Genomic DNA, 19,101 nt, shown 5'->3' with positions numbered 1-19,101 from the left:
TCGTCGTACCGCTTGCGCGAGCGCTGTCCGAGCTCAGTCGTGGCCCGCGAGCGTCGCGAGCGCCTTGGTCCACAGCGCGTGGGCGCGCTCCGCGCGGTCCGCCGTCTCGATGTTGCGCTCGACGACGCGCACGCGCGTCCCGGAGTCGTCCGGCTCGAGCGTGATGGCGATGTCGTGGTAGTTCTCCGGGACGTCGGGCAGGCCCATCGTCGGGGAGAAGTGCGTGAAGTGCAGCAGCCGCGGGCGCTCGACCGCGACGACGGTGCCCCAGTCCGCGAACTCGCGACCCATGTAGTGGCCCTCGAACGTCACGGGGCTGCCGGGCATGAAGTCGGTCTCGACGTTCATGCCGAGCATCCAGCGGGCGCTCGGGTGCATGAGCTCGGCCCACACGACCTGCGGGGGTCGTGCGACGTGGATCTCGGCGGTCGTGCTGTGGTCGGTCAGGGTGGGGTCGCTCATGGGTACCTCGGGGGGCTCGGGGGCTGGCTCCTGGGGCCGACGGTAGACCCTCCGGGCGACACCGGCAGCCGGTAGGTTCGGGCACGTGACCCGACTCGTGCTCGTCCACGGCCGCGACAACCAGGGCCTCGACGCCGACGTCCTCGACCGCACGTGGACCGCCGTGCTGGGCGCGGGCCTCGCGGCGGCCGGGTCGGACCTCGCGCTGCACGACGACGACACGTCGTTCGTTTTCTACGGCGACACCCTCGCGGGGCTCGTCGCGGGCGACGCCGACCCGCCGCCGGTGACCGTGCACGCGCTGGCAGAGCTGCCCGACGCGGAGCTCGCGTTCGTCGCGGCCGTCGCCGAGGAGGTGCTGCGGGGCGCGGGAGCGCGCGTCCCGGCGCGCCCCGAGGGTGCCGGGGCAGGCGGCGGGGCCGATGTCGGGGCATGGCTGAACCTGCTGCTGGCCGCGCTCGACCGGTACGTGCCCGGCCTGAGCGGCGCGGTCGTCGTGCTGCTCGCGCGCGACGTGTGGGCGTACCTGCACGACGACGCCGTGCGCGCGACGATCGACGACGCCGTCGCGGCGGCGATCCCCACGGACGGCCCGGCCGTCGTGGTCGCGCACTCGCTCGGGTCGGTCGTGGCGTACTCGGTGCTGCGCGAGCACCCCGACGCCGCACGGTGGGACGTGCCCCTGCTGCTCACGCTCGGTTCACCGCTCGCGATCCGGGCGATCCGCGACGTCCTCGCGACCCGCGCCGCGCTGCGCGTGCCGGCCCCGGTGCGGCGCTGGGTCGCGGTGCGCGACCGCCGGGACGCGCTCGCGCTCCACGGTCTCGGCCCGGACGCGTTCCCGCTCGACCCGGCGACGCCGGCGATCGAGGACCTCGTCGTCGCGAACGCGGCACCCGGGCACCACGCGGCGGCCGTGCTGCTCGCCGACGGCAGCCCGGCGGGCTACCTCGCGCTCCCGGAGGTCGCGGGCGCGGTCGCGGCCGCGCTGGACGGCTGACGCGACCTGTCAGCGCCAGGGCGCGCCAGGTCGCGACAGGTCGCGACAGGTCGCGACCTCGCGCCGGCAGGCTCAGGACACGCCGTGCAGGCGCGCGTGCAGCGCCCGGATCTCGGGCGCGAGCTCGTACGCCGGGCCGCGGACGGCGACGCCGGGGGCGACGTCGCCGATCGCGAGCGGGCGCACGGGTCCGGGCGCCACGCCCCACTCGTCGAGCCAGCCGACGAGCTGCGTCGTGCTCGACGCGTAGACGATCGGGCCGAGCCCGACCCAGGCGTGGGCCGCGCTGCACATCGCGCAGTGCTCGCCCGACGTGTACACGACCGCGTCGCGACGCTCGCCGGGCGTGAGGTGCTCCGCGGCCCAGCGGGCGATCTCGAACTCCGGGTGCCGGGTCGCGTCGCCGTCCTTCACGCGGTTGCGGTCCTCGAACCGCACGACCCCGTCGCGGTCGACGAGGAGCGAGCCGAACGGCTCGTCGCCGTCGTCGAGCGCCTCGCGCGCGAGCTCGACGCAGCGGCGCAGGTGGAGGAGGTCGTCGGCGGTGGGCAGCGTGTCGGGAGTCATGGCGCCCATCCTCGCCCGGTCAGCCCGCGACCGCGAGGACGCTGCGCACGTCCGCGACGAACGCGTCCACGTCGCCGGGGGTGGTGTCCCACGCGCACATCCACCGGACCTCGACCCGGTCGGGCGACTCGCCCGGACCCCAGTCGTAGAAGCGGTGCCGCTCGCGCAGGCGCTCGACGGCGGCGCGGGGGAGCGTCGCGAAGACCGCGTTGACGAGCGTGGGCTGCGTGAAGGCGAGGCCCGACGTCGGCGCGGAGACGGCGTCGTCGGGGCCGAGCGCGGCGGGGACGACGACGTCCGCGAGCCCGGCGCGCAGGCGCGCCGCCATCGCGTTCGCGTGCCGCGCGTTGCGCAGCCACAGCTCGTCCTCGTCCGCGATCTCGTCGACCTCGGCGACGGCGTCGCCCACCGGCTCGAAGAGCGCGAGGAGCTGCGCGGACACGTAGCGCATCTTCGACGCGAGCTGCATCGTCGCCTTGCGCACGAACTCGACGCCGTCGACGGCCGACGGGTCGAGCACGACGACGGCCTCCCCGAGCGCGAGCCCGTTCTTGGTGCCGCCGAACGACAGCACGTCCACGCCGACGTCCGTGGTCAGCGCGCGCAGCGGGACGTCGAGCGCCGCGGCGGCGTTCGCGAGTCGCGAGCCGTCAAGGTGCACGCGCATGCCGCGGGCGTGCGCGGCGTCGGCCACCGCGCGGATCTCGGCGGGCGTGTAGAGCGTGCCGAGCTCGGTCGACTGCGTGAGCGACACGACGAGCGGCTGCGCGCGGTGCGGGTCGCCGAGGTCGCCCGCGAACCGCTCCACGGCGTCGGGCGTGAGCTTCCCGTCCGGCGCCGGCACGGCGAGCACCTTGATCCCGCCCACCCGCTCGGGTGCGCCGTTCTCGTCCGTGTTGAGGTGCGCGTGCTCGGTCGCGACGACCGCGCCCCAGCGCGGCAGCATCGCCATGAGCGCCACGACGTTGGCGCCCGTGCCCGTGAGCACCGGGTAGGCCGTGGCGTCCGGGCCGAAGCGGGACCGCACGGCGTCCTGGAGGCGCGCGGTCCACGGGTCCTCGCCGTAGGAGATCTCGTGCCCGGCGCTCGCCGCGGCGAGCGCGGCGAGGACGTCGGGGTGGGCGGGGGAGTAGTTGTCCGAGGCGAACGAGGTCACGTGCCCAGCGTAGGGACTGCGCCGGGGCGAGCGAGCGGGCGCGGCCGTGCCTAGCGTCGGAGAGACGCCCGGCCGGGCGCCGCGAGCACGGAGGTGCAGCCATGACCATGAATCCCCACGACCCCGCCGACCCGCACCGACCCGCCGACCCCGGCGGACCGGTCGAGCCGGCGCGACCGGCCGAGCCCACGGTCGAGCCGCCGAAGTCCCCGGGACCGCCCCCGGACCCGTCGGAGCCGCCGCGCGACCCGAGCCACGCGGACCCGGTCCCCGACTCGCCGCCCGACTGGCCGTCGTCGCCGGGCCGACCCGTCGGCCCCGACGAGCCGAGCCACGACGACTGACGACCGGCCGCCGGCTCACAGGAGCCGGCGCGAGCCCGGGTGCGTGACGCGCAGCCAGCGGTAGCCGTAGCCGTCGAGCCGGACCTCGGCGCTCCCGTCGGGGTCCGGCTCGACGTCGTCCGCGTCGAGCAGGTCGACGAGGCGCGCGTCCTCCGGCAGGTCCTCGAGCGCGAGCCGGACCACGACCGGGTCCGGGGACAGGTTGTGGACGGTGACCATGGACGCCTCCTGCCACGTGCTGCGCAGCGCGAGGACCGACGGCTCGGGCTGGTCCAGCACGTCGACGTCGCCCCAGCCGAGCTCGGGGCACTCGCGGTAGCGGTGCGCGAGGAGGCGCACGAAGGTCAGCAGGGAGTCGGGGTCGCGTCGCTGGTCCGCGACGTTGACGTGCTCGGGCGCGTAGCCGTCGCCGGGCACGGGCCCGGAGAGGCGTCGGGCAGGAGCGCGCGAGAACCCGCCGTTGCGTCCGGACGTCCACTGCATCGGGGTCCGCACGGCGAGCCGACCGTCCGCCGCGAGGTTCTCGCCCATGCCGATCTCCTCGCCGTAGTAGAGGACGGGAGTCCCCGGGAGCGCGAAGAGCAGCGAGTACACCATCCGCACGCGGCGCGGGTCGCCGCCCAGCATGGGCGGGAGCCGACGCCGCAGCCCGCGCCCGTAGAGCTGCATGTCCTCCTCGGGCCCGAACGCGGCGAAGACCTCCTGGCGCTCGTCGTCGGACAGCTTGTCGAGCGTGAGCTCGTCGTGGTTGCGCACGAACGTCGCCCACTGCGCGTCGTGCGGGATCGGGGGGCGCGAGGCGAGCGACGCGGCGAGCGGTCCGGCGTCGTGCCGCGCGAGCGACAGGTACAGCGCCTGCATGCCGTTGAAGTCGAACTGGAGCGTCAGCTCCGAGCTCGACGGGCCGGACTCGCTCCCGTCGCCCTCCCCGTCGTCGCCGAAGTAGAGGCGCTGCTCCTCGAACGGCAGGTTGACCTCGCCCATGAGGATCGAGTCGCCCGTGCGGCGCGAGAGGAACGAGCGCAGCGCGCGCAGGAAGTCGTGCGGGTCCTCGATCTCGTCCGACGGGTTCGCCGCCGCGTCCCCGAGGAAGAAGGGGACGGCGTCGACGCGGAACCCCGAGAGCCCGAGCTGGATCCAGTAGCCCATGGTCTTCGCGATCGCGTCGCGGACCTGGGGGTTGGCGGTGTTGAGGTCCGGCATGTGGCGGTAGAAGCGGTGCCGGTACCACTCGCCGGTGCGCTCGTCCCTCGTCCAGATGCTCTCCTCCTGGTCGGGGAAGATCACCTGGTCCTTCGTGGGCGGCGGCTCGTCGGCGCGCCACACGTAGAAGTCGCGGTACGGGTTGTCCGTGCTCGACCGCGAGGCCTTGAACCACGGGTGCCGGTCGGACGTGTGGTTGACCACGAGGTCGGCGATGACGCGGATGCCGCGGTCGTGGGCCGTCCGGATCAGCTCGACGAGATCCCCGACGTCGCCGAGCCGCGGGTCGACCGCGAGGAAGTCGGTGATGTCGTAGCCGTCGTCGCGGTCGGCGGTCGGGTAGAACGGCATGAGCCACAGGCACGTGACCCCGAGGTCGGCGAGGTGGTCGAGGCGCTGCACGAGCCCGGCGAAGTCGCCCACGCCGTCGTCGTCCCAGTCCATGAAGGTCTCGACGTCCAGGCAGTAGATCACCGCGTTCTTCCACCACAGGTCGCCGGTGTCGCTTATCCTCACGACGCACCCCCGTCGGTCGTCGCCGTCCGCAGGAGCGGCAGCAGTGTCTCGCCCGCCGCGTCGAGGAACGCGTCCTGCTGCTGCCCCACGTGGTGCAGGTACACCTCGTCGAACCCGCACGCCACGAGCTCGGCGACGCGGTCCGCGAACCGCTCGGCGTCGTGCTCGACCAGGACCGTCCCGCGCACCTCCTCGGGACGCACGAGGTCCGCGACGGCGTCGAACTGCTCGGGGGTCTCGAGGTGCCAGCTCACGCTCGGGGGCAGCAGGTTCGAGCGCCACTGGTCGTGCGCGACGGCGAACGCGGCTGCGTCGTCGTCGCCCCACGCGACGTGCACCTGGAGGGCGAGCGGGCCGCGCCCGCCCGCGTCGCGGTACTCGCCGACGACGCGGCGCAGCGACTCGACCGGCTGGTTGACCGTCACGAGGCCGTCCGCCCAGTCCGCGTGGCGGCGTGCCGTCGCCGGGGTGACGGCCGGGCCCACGAGGCGCGGGACGACGTCGGGCAGCGACCAGACGCGCGCACGGTCCACGGTGACGTGCCCGCGGTGCGTGACCTCCTCGCCCGCGAGGAGCGCGCGGATCACGTCCACGCACTCGCGCAGGCGGGCGTCCCGGTCGGCCTTGGTGGGCCACGGGTCGCCCGTGACGTGCTCGTTCATCGCCTCGCCCGAGCCGAGCGCGGCCCAGAACCGGCCGGGGAACATCTGGCCGAGCGTCGCGATCGCCTGCGCGACCACCGCGGGGTGGTAGCGCTGGCCGGGCGCCGTGACGACGCCGAACGGCAGGTCGGTGCTGGCGAGCGCGGCGCCGAGCCACGACCAGGAGTGGCCCGACTCGCCCTGCCGCACGCTCCAGGGCGCGAGGTGGTCGGAGCACATCGCGACGTCGAACCCCACCTCCTGGGCGCGACGCGCGGCGGCGAGGAGCGGGCCCGGGGCGATCTGCTCGTGGGACGCGTGAAATCCGAGGGAGACCATGGCGCCCAGTGAACCGAGGCTCCGCGCCACACGCTCGGCGAGACGACCGCGCCGGACGCGCCGGAGGGGGAACGGTGGAGGGAGCGTGGCCGTCCCGCGGCTCCCGCCGCCGGCCGCACCCGCCCCCGTACCCTGCGGGGATGCGCCTGCTGACGTGGACGTTCGCCGCCTACCTCGCCGCCGTCCTCGTCGTGACGCTGTGGCCTTCTCCGCAGTCCACCGACGCGCCGGGCTGGGCGACCGCCACCCTGGACTTCCTCCAGAGCCTCGGGATCCCGATCACCCTGCCGGTGCTCGAGGCGCTCGCGAACGTCGTCATGTTCGGGCCCTTCGGCGTGCTCGGGGTGCCGCTCCTGCGCGGCGCGACCGCACGACGGCGCGGCGCACCGCTGGGCGTGTGGCACGCCGCCGCGGTCGTGACGCTCGCGGGCTGCGCGCTGTCGGTGGCGATCGAGCTGACCCAGAACCTCCTGCCCGGCCGCGTCCCGACCGTCCAGGACGTCGTGCTGAACACGGCGGGGGCGCTCCTGGGCGCGGCGCTGGCAGCCGTGCTCGTGCTCACCGTCGGCGCGCGCCGGCCGGTCACCGGGTGAGCGCGCTGTCCCCGCACAGGTGGACCGGCAGGCCGAGCGCGGCGAAGAACGAGGCCTTGGCCTCGAGCGCGCGGTCGGCGGTCCCGGCGTCCGGCGCGTACGCCACGTTCAGGTGGTTCGCCTTGTGGCGGGCCATGAACTGGTCCCGGCTCACGCCGTGGAGCACGGCGTGCATGATCGGCCACTCCGGGTTCGTCGCCTCCTTGCGGCGACGTGTCTCCTCCTCGGGGAGCGACACCGCCGAGGCGCGCCCGAGGTCGACCTGCAGGACGCCGTCGGCGATGTAGACGCGGGACCAGACGATCTCGCCGGCCCGGGAGACGCCGTTGATCGTGGAGCCGCCCGCCGGGAAGAAGACCGGGTCCTGGCGCCAGCCCTCCGCGCCCGCGTAGCCGCCCTCGAGGTGCGAGGCGGGCACCGAGCCGGAGATCTCGAAGACCCACACGAACTGACCGTCGTACTCCTCGCCCCACCGCACGTCGTGCAGCGTCGTGGCCGGGTCGAGCCCCATCGCCGTCCACAGCCGGTTCGTGACGAGCGCGTCGACGGCGACGCCCTCGTCGGCCTCGTTGAAGTGGGGGAACGCCTGGCCGTCCCACAGGACCCGCTGCCCGTCGCGCGAGCGGACCGGCGGGCGCTGGACGTTGTTGAGCAGCCCTTCCGCGAGGTCCGAGGCGGGGCAGATGTCCTTGAGGCCCTGCTGGTACTGGATGCCGACCGCGTCGAGCCCGAAGTCGTCGGCGATGCGCAGGGCCGCGACGTACATCTTGTGCTGCCAGCGGAGCTGCGTGGGCGTGAGCTCGGTCGCCTCGTCGGTCCCGAGCCGGAAGGTCATCCCCGCGTCCTCGAGCCAGCGCTGGACCTCGTCCGCCTCGTCGTCGGTCACGCGCTGCATCTCCGCCCAGAGCGCCGACTGCGAGAGGCGCTCCTTGTAGATGCCGAGCCCGTTGAGCAGCTCGTCGTCGAAGATCGCGTTGTACATGCCCATGCAGCCCTCGTCGAAGACGCCGATGATCGCCTTCTCCCGCAGGAGCTGCGCCGCGAGGGCCTCGCCGAGCTGCTTCTCCGGGGAGTCCGGGAGCGCGGGGAGCGGGTGGACGTGGGAGTCGTCGTGCTCGATCGTCCCGGTCGTGACCCACGAGCGGATCGCGTCCTGGAACCAGGCGTCGGTCCCGTCGACGGTCCACACGGTCGAGTACGGCGTGCCCATCTTCGTGAGGCCGGCGTTCAGGCCGAGGAGCCCGACGAGCCCTGGCCAGTCGCCCGCGAAGTTGGCGGCGGTGAGGATCGGGCCGCGGTGCGTGCGCAGCCCGGCCAGCACGTGGTGGCTGTACTGCCACACCGCCTCGGCGACGACGAGCGGTGCGTCGGGCGGGATGGTCGCGAACACGTCGAGCCCCATGCGCTGCGAGCTGATGAAGCCGTGCCCGGTCTCGGGGTCGACGTCGTTGGCGCGCACGACCTTCCAGCCGTTCGCTGCGAACGCGTCGGTGAGCACGCGTTCGAGCTCGAGCTGCGTCGGCCAGCCGGCGACGTTCGCGGACTCGCGCAGGTCGCCCGACGCGACGAGGTAGACCGTGCTCTCGGGGGCCCGGACCTCCGGTGCGAGCTCGGGGACGGCGTAGGTGCTGGTCATGCGGGTGCTCCTTCGAGGGTGGCGCGGTCGGTGGAGAGGGTGGCGGGACGCTCGGCGGAGGCGGGAGCCGCGGGGCGGGCCGTCCGGCGGGCGAGCGTGTGCACGACGTCGCGCGTCGCGGGGTACAGGTCGCGGTACAGGCGGTAGAGCTCGTCGTACGCGGCGCGCGTCGCGGGGTCGGGCTCGACGACACGTGCCGGGGGGTTCCACGCGGTGACGTCGAGGAGCCGCCCCTGCTCGTGCACGAGCCCGGCGGCGAGCATCGCGGCGCCGTAGCTCGCGCCGATCGTCCGCGTCGGGACGACCTGGGGGAGTCCGGTCACGTCCGAGACGACCTGCGTCCACAGGTCGCCCCGGGTGCCGCCGCCCACGGCGACGACCCGGGAGATGTCGGCCCCGGCGTCGCGCAGGGTCTCGACGTTGTGCCGCACGCCGAACGCCGTGGCCTCGAGCGCCGCGCGGTAGAGGTCGCCGCGCGTGTGCGAGACGGTGAGGCCGGCGACGACGCCCCGTGCGTCGGGGTCCTGGACCGGGGTCCGCTCGCCCGCGAGGTAGGGGAGCATGAGGAGCCCGCGCGCGCCCGGCCCGGAGGCCGCGGCCTCGGCGAGCAGCTCGGGGTAGCCGGCCCCGGTCAGGTCGCGGAGCCACGACGTGATCGCGCCCGACGTCGCCATGCCCCCGGCCAGGTTGTGGGTCCCCGGGTAGGCGCCGACCGTCCCCCACATCGTCTCGCTGCGCAGGGGCTCGGCGACCGTCGCGACGAGGAACAGGGTCGTGCCGTACATGAGCATGAGGTCGCCGACGTGCGTCGCGTCGACGCTCACGGCCTCCGACCAGGCGTCGATCGTCCCGGTGACGACCGGCGTGCCCGCCGGGACCCCGGCGAGGGGCTCGCGCGTCACGCCCGCGGCCTCGCCCGGCCAGCGCAGCGCGGGGAGCTCCAGCCCCGGGGCGACGAGGTCGGCCCAGTCGTCGATCCACTCGTGCGTGCGCGGGTCGTAGAGGGGCGTCGACTGCGACGCGGAGTGGTGGTCGAGCACGTAGGCGCCGGTGAGCCGGAACGCGAGGTAGGAAGCGGGCATGAACAGCCGCCGGGCGCGGGACCACGCCTCGGCCTCGTGCTCGCGGACCCAGGCGATCTTGGGCCCTGCGGCCTGGGACGAGAGCGCGGAGCCGCATCGCTCGAGGACGGTGGCGCGCCCCAGCGCGGCGTCGAGCTCGGCGATCTGACGGGTCGCGCGCGTGTCGACGCCGTAGAGGATCGCCGGGCGCACCGGCGTCCCGACCTCGTCCGTCAGCAGGACGCACGGACCCATGCCCGACACCCCGACGGCCGCGACCACGAGGTCGGCGGGCACGTCGGAGCCACGGACGGCGCCCGGGGCCAGGTCGGACGTGAGCTCGGTGACGATCGCGACGAGCTCGTCCCACCAGACGGCGGCGTCCATCTCGACGTGTCCGGGCGCCGGCCGGTCCACGGTGTGGGCGCGGGTCGTCGAGCGGAGGATCGCGCCGTCGGGCCCGACGAGCACGCCCTTGGTGCTCGACGTGCCGACGTCGACACCGACGAGGCCCGGGGTCGCGGGAGGTCTGGGCATGCCGACCAGCATGACAGAAATCGATTACAGAAACAACGGCGGCTCCGACCTGCGCCGTTGCTCGGCGATATCTCGCCATGTGAGACAGATTCGAGGGTTGACGCAACTGTGACCTGTGTGTCGGCGCGGTGCCGCGGGGTCCGAGCCCGGCCCGCTCCGCCCCGGGACAACGACGGCCGGACCGGTTGTCACCCGTCCCTGCGGCGCCCGCACCGTCAGTGGGCGCCGCACCGTTCCGCGCCCCGCGAGCGCGCCGTTGTCGGACAACGGACACCCCGCTGTCGGCCCGTGGCTCGTGACCGGCGACAACGCCGGGCGCGCGTGGCGAGGGCCACCGGACAGGCACTGACGACACGCGGCCGGCGCGGCCGCGGAGGAGACGTCGGTGCCGTTGACGACCTCGACCCGGAGACGTTCGATGAGGCCCTCGCATCCAACGACGGAGAGAGGACGGACGCGATGAAGCTTCCCCGAACTGCGCGCCGCGGCATCCAGGCCGGAGTCGCGCTCACGATCGTCACGTCGCTCGCGGCGTGCGCGGGCGGCGCGGATCCTGAGCAGTCGGGCCAGGGGGGCGAGGGCGGGACGACGGTGTCGTTCCGCTCCTGGAGCCCGATCGAGCAGACCACGCGTCAGATGATCGACGCGTTCACCACCGCCAACCCGGACGTCACGATCGACGCCACGATCTTCAACTACCCGGAGTACGTCGTCGACCTGCAGACCCGCGCGAGCTCGGGCACGATGCCCGACCTCGTGGGGCTCCAGCCCGGCGCGCTGACCCAGCAGTACCGGGAGAACCTCATGCCGCTGGAGGACTGCGCGGCCGAGACCTGGGGCGACGACTGGGAGTCGAAGTTCTTCCCCATCGGCCTCGAGCAGGCCCGCATGGGCAACCCCGAGGGCGACGAGCACTACTACGCGCTGCCGCTCCTCGTGCAGACGGTGAACCTCTGGGCCAACTCCGACCTCCTCGACGAGGCCGGCATCGAGCCACCCGCCACGTGGGCAGACCTCGAGAGCGCCGTCGACACCCTCGGCGGCGGCTCGGCGGCGCCGTTCCTGCTGCCCGCGAAGGACTCGTGGCTGCGGAACGTCGTGTTCCTCCAGATCGCCAACAACATCGAGCCCGGGCTCGTCTACCAGGCGGAGTCGGGCGAGGCGTCCTGGACGGACCCGGCCGTCGTCGAGGCGTTCACGTACTGGCAGAAGCTGTTCACGGACGGGATCGCCCAGCAGGGCGCCCTGGCGCTCGACGCCTACCCGAACGGCGTCAACCAGTTCGAGGCCGGGAACGCCGCGATGATCCCGCTCGGCGCGTGGTGGATCCAGCAGTCCGACCCCTCGCGCTCGGACATCCCGCCGCTGTCGCAGGGCATGGAGGGCTACGAGCCCTTCCTCTTCCCGACGATCCCGGGCGGGGCTCCGGAGCCGCAGCTCGTCGGCGGCATCGACGTCGCGCTCGGCATCTCGAAGGACGCGAAGAACCCCGACCTCGCGTGCCAGGTCCTCACGGACTGGATCGCGGGCGACGGCGCCCAGGTGCTCATCAACACCTTCAACGACCTGCCCGCCGTGCAGGGCCTCGACCCCGAGGAGTTCACGAGCGACAAGCAGCAGGCGATGTGGAAGACGTTCACCGAGGACTGGATGCCCGAGGTGCAGTACTCGCGCTACTTCGAGTCGCCGGACATCGACACGGCCGTCGCCGACGCGCTGTCCGCGGTCGCCGCGGGCCAGTCGACGCCGGAGGAGGCCGCGGCCTCGGTCCAGGCGGTCCAGGACGGGCTGGGCTGACGATGGCAGCCCTCGTCTCCGGGCGACCCGCGGCGGCGACGCCGCGGGTCGCCGGGTCGCGCGCGACGACGCCGACGGGACGCAGCACGCGTCGCCGCCAGCAGCTCGTCGCGCTCGGCTTCATCGCCCCCGCGCTCCTGCTCTTCGCCGTGTTCGTCGTGTACCCGATCGTGTTCAACGTCCAGGCGAGCACGCTCGACTGGGACGGCGTCAACGCCGGGACGCCCGCGGGCGTCCAGAACTACGCCGACCTCGCCCAGGACCCGGTCTTCCACATCACGCTGCGCAACTCGCTGCTGTGGATCCTCCTGACGATCGTGCCGCAGGCCGTCATCGGCTTCACGCTCGCGTGGCTCCTCAACACCCGGCTGCGCGGGCGGACGGTCTACCGGGCGATCTTCTTCCTGCCGGCCGTCCTCTCGCCCGTCGTCGTGGGCATCGTGTGGCAGCGCCTGCTCGACCCGTTCAACGGCGTGCTCGCGCAGCTCGGTCGGGCCACCGGCCTCGAGGTCCTCACGCGCCCCTACCTGTCCGACCCGTCGACCGCGATCGTCACCGTGATCGTCGTCAACGTGTGGATGTGGTCGGGCTTCTCGATGCTCTTCTACCTCGCCGGGCTCCAGCTCCTCGACCACTCGGTCCTCGAGGCGGCGCGCATCGACGGCGCCAGCGGCTGGTCGCTGGTCCGGCGGATCGTCCTGCCGCTCCTCAAGCCCACCCACCTGTCGCTGGTCCTGCTCGGGATCATCGGCTCGCTCAAGACCTTCGAGCTCGTCTGGGTGCTCACCGAGGGCGGGCCCAACCACGCGTCGGAGCTCATGCCGACGTACATGTTCAAGGAAGCCTTCCAGCTCCAGTCGTTCGGCTACGGCGCGACGATCTCGGTCGTCCTGCTCGTCCTCGCGATCGGCTCGTCCGTCGCGATGCTGCGCACGTTCGGCGCGGGGTTCATCACGGGGGAGAAGTCATGACGGCACTCAGCTCCGGCACCGCCCGCGCGGGGCGCGCGCCCGACGAGGACGCCGCGCCCGGCGGCGCCCCCGCAGCGGCGCGCCGCCGCCGCGGCCACGGGCGCAGCAAGGACGTGGACGCGCCGCCGCGATGGTCGCACTGGCTGCTCGGGCCGCTCGCGGTGCTGTGGATGATCCCCGTGGTCATGGTCCTCGGGATCTCCCTCCTGCCGACGTCCAACCCCTCGACGACGGCGCTCGGGCTGTTCCCCGAGGAGCCCACGCTGCGCAACTACCTGACGATCTTCGAGACCAACCCGATCCTCCGGCACCTGCTGAACAGCCTGCTCGTGTCGGTCCCGTCGATCCTGCTCGTGGTCCTCCTCGGCTCCATGACGGCGTTCGCGCTCGCCCGCCTGCGGGTGCCGTTCCGCGGCGTCGTGTTCGTGGGGCTGCTGCTCGCGCTCGTCCTGCCCATGGCGAGCATCGTCGTGGCGGTCTTCAAGATCCTCCAGGCGATCGGCCTCTACGACTCGCTCCTCGGCCTCGTGCTCGCCTATACCGCGCTCGGGCTCCCGTTCGCCGTGATCATGATCCGCACCACCTACCTCGCGATCCCCGACGAGACGTACGAGGCCGCGCTCGTCGACGGAGCCTCCGCCTGGACCATCTTCTGGCGCATCTACTTCCCGCTCGGCAAGGCCGCGGCGGCCGTGGTCGTCATCTGGCAGCTCATGATGACGTGGAACGACTTCCTCCTCCCGCTCGTGGCGATCAGCGACAACGACCTCAAGCCGCTGACGCTCGTCCCCCTCGCGTACCGCGGGATCTACCTGAGCCAGCCGGGCGCGCTGTTCGCGGTGCTCGTGCTCATCTCGGTGCCGATCGTCGTCGTCTACCTGTTCATCCAGCGGTACCTGGTGAACGGGCTCGCGGGGTCGGTCAAGTGAGCTACCTCGGCATCGACCTCGGGACCACCGGCACGCGCGTCGGTGTCTACGACGAGGGCGGCAACGAGCTCGTCGCGCGCTCGCGCCGCACCACGGTCGTGCGACCCGCACCCGGTCGCGCGCACGTCGACGCGGAGGCCGTCCTGGACGGCGTCGAGGCGCTCGTGCGCGACGTCGTCGGCGAGCCCGCGGTCCGCGCGGACCCCGTCGAGGCGCTGTCCTTCTCCACGCTGGGCGAGGCCGTCGTGCCCGTCGACCGCGCGGGCCGTGCGCTCGGTCCGGCACCGCTGAGCATGGACGGGCGCGGCGCGGCCTCCGCGGCACGGCTCCGGGACGCGCTCGGCGACGACGTCGCCCAGGAGATCACCGGTCAGCCGCTGCACCCCATGTTCTCCGTGCACAAGGTCCGGGACCTCCTGCCCGACGCCGCGCTGCCCGCGGCGGTCCGCACGATGGACGACTTCGTCGCGACCCGCCTGGGGGCGGCGCCCGCCGTCGACCTCACGATGGCGGCCCGCACCGGCGCGTTCGACGTGCGCTCGCGCACCTGGTCGGCCGTGGTCCTCGACGCGCTCGACGTCCCGGGGCACCTCTTCTCCCCGGCGGTGGCCGCGGGCGAGGTGGTCGGCACCGTCTCCGCGGACGCCGCCGAGCGCACCGGCCTGCGACCGGGCACGCCGGTCGTGGCCGGCGTCCACGACCAGGCCGCGGCCTTCCTCGGCGGCGGGGGGCGCCCCGGGCACCGGGCCGTGTTCTCGTTCGGGTCGAGCGACTGCCTCACGGTCGGGACGCGGGCGCGTCCCGGCGGCCTCGACGGCACCGGGCTCGCGACCTACCCCGTCGGCGACGACCTGTGGGTCACGCTCGCGGGGACCGCCGCCGGCGGGTTCGCGCTCGACTGGTTCTCGACCATCGTCCACCACGACCGGATCGACCCCTGGGCGTCGCTCTACGAGGTCGGCGCGGTGGACCCGCCCCCGCTCCTCGTCGCCCCGTACCTCGCGGGCTCTGGCACGCTCGACAACGACCCGTCGGCGCGCGGCGCGCTCCTCGGGCTGACGCTCGAGACGACGACCGCCCAGATCGCGCGCGCGTTCGTCGAGGCGTCCGGGTTCGAGCTCGCGAAGATCCGGGCCGCGCTCGCGGAGCGCGGCGTCCCCCCGGTCGAGGTGCACGCCGTCGGCGGCGGCTCGGCCAACCTCGCCGCGCTCCAGGCGCGCTCCGACGCCGCGGGCGTCCCGCTGCGCGCCGTCGTGCGCGAGGCCGCGGGACGGGGCGCCGCGCTGCTCGCGGCCCTCGGGGTCGGCACGTTCCGGAGCGTGCTCGACCTCCCTGCACCACCCGTCGTCCACGAGGCGAGCCCGGACCCGCGCCACGCGGCGTGGTACGCGCGGCAGCGCGCGACGTTCGACTCGCTCCACCGCCTCCTCACCCCCGTCAGCACGTCCCTCGCCGTCGAGCACCTCGACGGCACCGCACTCAAGGAGATCGCATGACCACGCTGGACACGTTCGACCTGCAGGCCGCGCGCGAGGACGTCCTCGCGTACTGCCTGGAGTCCGTGAAGCTCGGGCTCAACTTCAACACGCAGGGGAACATCAGCCTCCGCATCCCCGGCACGTCGACGTTCCTCATCACCCCGACGGACCTCGAGTACGACCGCATGACGCCCGACGACCTGGTCGTGGTCGACGAGGACGCGAACGTCGTCGAGGGCCACCTCCTGCCGTCCTCCGAGGTGACGGTCCACCTCGCCGTGTACGCCGCCCGCCCCGACGTGCAGGCGATCGTCCACACCGAGCCGACGTACGCGAACGTGTTCGGCGTGCTCGGGGAGCCGATCCGCGGCGCGCTCGTCAACATGGTCATCTACACCAAGGGCGACGTGCCGATCATGCCGTTCGCGCTGAGCAACTCGACCGAGTTCGGCCGCGACATGGCGCGCTACCTCGAGGACCGCAACGCCGTCGTGTGGGCCAACCACGGCCTGCTCACGGTCGGACCGAACCTGCGCGACGCGTTCAAGACGAGCGTCGCGGTGGAGAGCGCGGCGAAGGTGCTCTCCGCGGCGCGGGCCGTCACGGACGAGCCGATCGTGCTCGACTACGCGTCGCTGGGCATCACGCACACGCTCTGACCCGTGCCCGGCGTGCATCGTCCCCGCGGGGCCGGCCCGGCGGCCCGCCGCCGCCGGCTACCCGAGGACGTTGCGCGCCGGGTCGATCGGCACGCAGCCGCACGTCGTGCCGTAGGCGATGTCGTAGTCCATGTCGAGCAGGCGCGGCGGCAGCGCCGGGTTGTTCATGCGCTCCGTGAGGAGCTGGACGGTCCGCGCGGCGAGCGTCGCCGCCGGGGCGACGGCGTTCGTCGGCACCAGGCCCGTCGTCCCGACGCCGGGCACGTTGTCGAACGTCGTGAGCACGACGTCGGACGGCACCTTGAGCCCGAGGCGCTGCGCCGCGGTGAGCACGCCCCAGAACATGAGGCTGTTCGTCGCGAGCACGCCGAACGGCGGCTCGAGCGTCCGGAACAGCGAGTACGCGGCGGTCGCGGCCTCCTCGGACGTCGTGAGCCCGGCGAGGACGTGGTTCTCGGTCCCCGTCCGGCTGACGACGCGCTGGAAGGCCGTGTGCCGGTTGCGCAGGGTGGAGACCGCGAGGTCGCCCGCCACGAGGCACACCCGCTGCACGTGGTGCTGCTCGATCATGTGCAGGGTGAGCTGCTCGGCCGCGTGCCGGGCGTCCGGCAGCACGTGGTCGACCAGACCGCGGACGGAGGGGACCGTGCGGTCCACGACGACGGTCGGGACGGACTGCGCGAACTCCACCAGGCCCGGTGCGCCGGTCGGGAAGATCACGAGGCCGTCGACGTCGAGGCGCCGGAAGGCCGTGAGGATCGACTCCTCGGTGTGCAGGTCGTCGTCCGAGTCGGCGGAGAGCAACGTCGGGCTGACGTTCGCCAGCCGCTCCTGGAGCGCGCGGCTCACCGCGGCGAAGTAGTCGTTGCGCACGTCGGGGAACACCAGCCCGACGACCCCGGTCCGTCACTTGCGCCCTCGCGGGCGGGCCTCGCCCTCCAGCCCCAGCTCGGCGATCGCGTCCTCGACGAGGCGACGGGTGGCCGCGGCGACGTGCGGCTCGTCGTTGACGACCCGCGACACCGTCTTGATGGACACCCCGGCGCGCGCGGCGATGTCGGCCAGCCGCACGGACCGGCCACCCGCTCCCGCGGTCCGGTCGTCGTCCTGCGTCACGTCGCCTCCGCCCGTCGCCCGCACGAACCCGTCGCCGTCCGCCCGGGCGGCACGCTCCCGACGACACGACAGGAAGGTCAGCCATGACCCTCGTCACGAACCGTACCCTGCTCGACGCCGCCGCCCGGGGTGGCTACGGCGTCGGCGCCTTCAACGTCGCCGACCTCGCGATGGCGACCGCGGTGCTCGACGCCGCGCGCGCGACGGCGAGCCCGGTGATCGTGGAGACCCTCGCGGGCTCCCACCCCTACGGCGACGACCGCCTCTGGTGGTCGCTCCTGCACGAGGCGGTCGCCGCGTACCCCGACGTGCCGGTCGCGCTGCACCTCGACCACGGACCGGACGAGGAGACGTGCGCGCGCGCCGTCGCGGCCGGCTTCACGAGCGTGATGATCGACGGCTCGGTCGGTCCGGACGGCCGCCCGGCCGGCTTCGAGGAGAACGTCGCGGTCACGCGCCGCGTCGTCGAGCACGCGCACGCGCACGGCGTGTCCGTCGAGGGGGAGCTCGGGACCATCGGCGGCTCGAAGGACGGCCGCAGCCACGCCGAGATCGTCCTCGCCGACCCGGAGCAGGCCGAGGAGTTCGTGCGCCGCACCGGCGTCGACGCGCTCGCCGTCGCGATCGGGACGTCGCACGGCGCCTACAAGTTCACGAGCCCGCCGGACGGCTCCGTCCTGCACATGGACCTCGTCGAGCGCATCGCGGCGCGGGTGCCCGGCACGCACCTCGTCATGCACGGGTCGTCGGGCCTGCCGGCCGACCTGCGCGCGACGATCAACGCGCACGGCGGCGACCTGCCGGAGTCGTGGGGCGTCCCCGACGCGGAGAAGGCGCGCGCGGCCGGCCTCGGGGTCCGCAAGATCAACCAGGGCATGGACCACTACATGGCGTTCACCGCCGGGGTCCGGGTCGCGCTCGCCCAGTCCCCCGGGGACGTGGACCCCGCGGCCTACCTCGCCGAGGGCCGGCGCTGGGCGCAGCGGCTCCTCGAGGAGCGCATGGCCCTGTTCGGGCAGGCGGGGCGGGCGGCCGACGTCGTGGCCCAGGAGGCCGCGGCGCCGCGCTGAGCCCGGTGCTCACGGCCCGGCGGGCGTCTCCTGCACGACCCGCCGGGCGGGCTCCTCGTCGCCCGCGAGCCGGTCCAGCAGGAGGCGGGCCGCCGTCGTGCCGAGGGCACGGGGGTCCAGGGGCACGAGCGCGACGTCGGACGTGCGCGACGTCGCGAAGGGCAGGTCGCCCACGATCCCGACCCCGAGCGCCGGACCGCTGCCCGGTCCCTGGCCGTCCACCGCGTCCGCCGGGGACGCCGCGGGGCGGCCGTGCGCGTCGGCGAGGGCGCGCAGCACCCCGACGCCCACGAGGTTGTTCGTCGCGACGACCGCGTCCGGCGGGTCGGGCCGGGCCAGCAGGGCGACGGTCGCGTCGTAGCCCCCGTCGACGCGGAAGTTGGCGTGCACGAGGAGGTCGTCCGCCTCGAGGCCCGCGCCGTCGAGCGCCTCCCGCCAGCCGCGTGCGCGGTCGACCGCCGTGCTCGTCGCGACCGGCCCGGTGACGCACGCGATCCGCCGGAACCCGCGCTCGACCAGCGCCTGCGCGGCGCGCCGCCCGAGCGCGACGTTGTCGAAGACCACCTGGTCCACGTCCTGGCCCACGCGGCGGTCGATCACGACGACCGCCCGGCGCCGGGCGCGCAGCGCGGCGATCTCGGGAGACCCGCTCGCGGGTGCGACGACGACGCCCGCCATGTTCTCGTGCTCCGCCACCGCGAGGTAGCGCTCCTCCTTGGCCGGGTCGTCGTCGGTGTTGCAGAGGACGACGGAGTACCCGGCCTCCTGCGCGACGTCCTCGACGCCCCGAGCGACGGCCGTGAAGAACGGGTTCTCGACGTCGGGCAGGACGAGCGCGACGACGTCGCTGGAGCGGCGGCGGAGCGAGCGCGCGGTGCGGTCGGGCACGTACCCGAGGTCCTCGACCGCGGCGCGGACGGCGGCCGCGAGCTCGGGTCGCACGGTCTTGCCGTTGAGGACCCGGGAGACCGTGGCCGTGGACACGCCGGCGTGCCGGGCGACGTCGACGATGCGGGTCATGCCCGC

19 protein-coding genes are annotated in these 19,101 nt (G+C 74.0%); 9 read left to right on the top strand and 10 right to left on the bottom strand.

Annotated elements, in window-relative coordinates:
• Positions 1 to 33: 33 nt before the first annotated feature.
• Positions 34 to 462 carry an SRPBCC domain-containing protein gene (locus tag A0J59_RS05460; protein WP_047231087.1) on the bottom strand — a complete coding sequence of 143 codons (429 nt, stop codon included), beginning with the start codon at positions 460 to 462 and terminating at the stop codon, positions 34 to 36.
• 85 nt (positions 463 to 547) lie between these two features.
• Between A0J59_RS05460 and A0J59_RS05455 the strand changes: the two genes are divergently transcribed.
• Positions 548 to 1,462, top strand: a complete 915-nt coding sequence (locus A0J59_RS05455) for a hypothetical protein (RefSeq protein ID WP_144425559.1) — start codon at positions 548 to 550, stop codon at positions 1,460 to 1,462.
• 72 nt (positions 1,463 to 1,534) lie between these two features.
• Here A0J59_RS05455 and A0J59_RS05450 read toward each other — a convergent pair whose 3' ends face one another.
• A complete protein-coding gene (locus A0J59_RS05450; RefSeq protein ID WP_172820018.1) occupies positions 1,535 to 2,029 on the bottom strand; it encodes a nucleoside deaminase in 495 nt (164 codons plus the stop codon).
• A 19-nt stretch (positions 2,030 to 2,048) separates the two neighbouring features.
• The gene (locus A0J59_RS05445; RefSeq protein ID WP_064315470.1) at positions 2,049 to 3,185 is read right to left on the bottom strand and encodes a low specificity L-threonine aldolase; all 1,137 of its coding nucleotides are present in this window, start codon (positions 3,183 to 3,185) and stop codon (positions 2,049 to 2,051) included.
• Between the two features lie 101 nt (positions 3,186 to 3,286).
• Here A0J59_RS05445 and A0J59_RS05440 point away from each other — a divergent pair, with 101 nt between their 5' ends.
• A complete protein-coding gene (locus tag A0J59_RS05440) occupies positions 3,287 to 3,529 on the top strand; it encodes a hypothetical protein (protein ID WP_047231090.1) in 243 nt (80 codons plus the stop codon).
• 15 nt (positions 3,530 to 3,544) lie between these two features.
• Here A0J59_RS05440 and A0J59_RS05435 read toward each other — a convergent pair whose 3' ends face one another.
• Both A0J59_RS05435 and A0J59_RS05430 read right to left on the bottom strand, forming a co-directional pair.
• Positions 3,545 to 5,248: an alpha-amylase family protein gene (locus tag A0J59_RS05435; RefSeq protein ID WP_047231091.1), complete on the bottom strand. Its 1,704-nt coding sequence runs from the start codon at positions 5,246 to 5,248 to the stop codon at positions 3,545 to 3,547.
• Positions 5,245 to 6,228 carry a TIGR03885 family FMN-dependent LLM class oxidoreductase gene (locus A0J59_RS05430; protein WP_064315469.1) on the bottom strand — a complete coding sequence of 328 codons (984 nt, stop codon included), beginning with the start codon at positions 6,226 to 6,228 and terminating at the stop codon, positions 5,245 to 5,247. The genes A0J59_RS05435 and A0J59_RS05430 overlap by 4 nt, the downstream gene beginning before the upstream one ends.
• 140 nt (positions 6,229 to 6,368) lie before the next feature.
• On the opposite strand from A0J59_RS05430, the gene A0J59_RS05425 reads away from it, so the two are divergent.
• Positions 6,369 to 6,821 (top strand): VanZ family protein, encoded by a 453-nt coding sequence (locus A0J59_RS05425; RefSeq protein WP_064315468.1) that lies wholly within the window; start codon positions 6,369 to 6,371, stop codon positions 6,819 to 6,821.
• Here A0J59_RS05425 and A0J59_RS05420 read toward each other — a convergent pair.
• Entirely contained in the window at positions 6,811 to 8,457 is a 1,647-nt protein-coding gene (locus tag A0J59_RS05420; RefSeq protein WP_064315467.1) for a hypothetical protein, read from the bottom strand. The two genes, A0J59_RS05425 and A0J59_RS05420, sit on opposite strands and share 11 nt — an antisense overlap.
• Positions 8,454 to 10,055 (bottom strand): FGGY-family carbohydrate kinase, encoded by a 1,602-nt coding sequence (locus A0J59_RS05415; protein WP_082918789.1) that lies wholly within the window; start codon positions 10,053 to 10,055, stop codon positions 8,454 to 8,456. The genes A0J59_RS05420 and A0J59_RS05415 overlap by 4 nt, the downstream gene beginning before the upstream one ends.
• Positions 10,056 to 10,514: 459 nt before the next feature.
• Here A0J59_RS05415 and A0J59_RS05410 point away from each other — a divergent pair, with 459 nt between their 5' ends.
• From A0J59_RS05410 to A0J59_RS05390, 5 genes are read left to right on the top strand one after another with little or no spacing between them, the layout of a single operon-like run.
• On the top strand, positions 10,515 to 11,852 hold the full coding sequence (locus A0J59_RS05410) for an ABC transporter substrate-binding protein (protein WP_064315465.1): 1,338 nt from the start codon (positions 10,515 to 10,517) through the stop codon (positions 11,850 to 11,852).
• 2 nt (positions 11,853 to 11,854) lie between these two features.
• Positions 11,855 to 12,823: a carbohydrate ABC transporter permease gene (locus tag A0J59_RS05405; protein WP_052877364.1), complete on the top strand. Its 969-nt coding sequence runs from the start codon at positions 11,855 to 11,857 to the stop codon at positions 12,821 to 12,823.
• Positions 12,820 to 13,752, top strand: coding sequence for a carbohydrate ABC transporter permease (locus A0J59_RS05400; RefSeq protein WP_064315464.1), 933 nt, complete (start codon positions 12,820 to 12,822; stop codon positions 13,750 to 13,752). Before A0J59_RS05405 ends, A0J59_RS05400 begins: the two co-directional genes overlap by 4 nt.
• Entirely contained in the window at positions 13,749 to 15,248 is a 1,500-nt protein-coding gene (locus A0J59_RS05395) for an L-fuculokinase (protein WP_064315463.1), read from the top strand. Before A0J59_RS05400 ends, A0J59_RS05395 begins: the two co-directional genes overlap by 4 nt.
• Complete coding sequence (locus A0J59_RS05390; RefSeq protein WP_047231098.1) at positions 15,245 to 15,889, top strand: class II aldolase/adducin family protein; 645 nt, start codon at positions 15,245 to 15,247, stop codon at positions 15,887 to 15,889. Before A0J59_RS05395 ends, A0J59_RS05390 begins: the two co-directional genes overlap by 4 nt.
• 57 nt (positions 15,890 to 15,946) lie before the next feature.
• On the opposite strand, the gene A0J59_RS05385 is transcribed toward A0J59_RS05390, so the two are convergent.
• A complete protein-coding gene (locus A0J59_RS05385; RefSeq protein WP_082918764.1) occupies positions 15,947 to 16,777 on the bottom strand; it encodes a LacI family DNA-binding transcriptional regulator in 831 nt (276 codons plus the stop codon).
• 18 nt (positions 16,778 to 16,795) lie between these two features.
• Positions 16,796 to 17,005 carry a LacI family DNA-binding transcriptional regulator gene (locus A0J59_RS05380; protein WP_172820017.1) on the bottom strand — a complete coding sequence of 70 codons (210 nt, stop codon included), beginning with the start codon at positions 17,003 to 17,005 and terminating at the stop codon, positions 16,796 to 16,798.
• A gap of 83 nt (positions 17,006 to 17,088) precedes the next feature.
• Here A0J59_RS05380 and A0J59_RS05375 point away from each other — a divergent pair, with 83 nt between their 5' ends.
• Positions 17,089 to 18,075 (top strand): ketose-bisphosphate aldolase, encoded by a 987-nt coding sequence (locus A0J59_RS05375; protein ID WP_047231100.1) that lies wholly within the window; start codon positions 17,089 to 17,091, stop codon positions 18,073 to 18,075.
• 9 nt (positions 18,076 to 18,084) lie between these two features.
• Here A0J59_RS05375 and A0J59_RS05370 read toward each other — a convergent pair whose 3' ends face one another.
• Positions 18,085 to 19,095, bottom strand: a complete 1,011-nt coding sequence (locus tag A0J59_RS05370) for a LacI family DNA-binding transcriptional regulator (RefSeq protein ID WP_064315460.1) — start codon at positions 19,093 to 19,095, stop codon at positions 18,085 to 18,087.
• Positions 19,096 to 19,101: the final 6 nt, after the last annotated feature.

The organism is Cellulosimicrobium sp. I38E (genome assembly GCF_001647255.1).
GTDB classification, from domain to species: domain Bacteria; phylum Actinomycetota; class Actinomycetes; order Actinomycetales; family Cellulomonadaceae; genus Cellulosimicrobium; species Cellulosimicrobium cellulans_E.
Note: the sequence above shows the minus strand (reverse complement) of the source record. Positions and strands in the feature narration are given on the sequence as shown.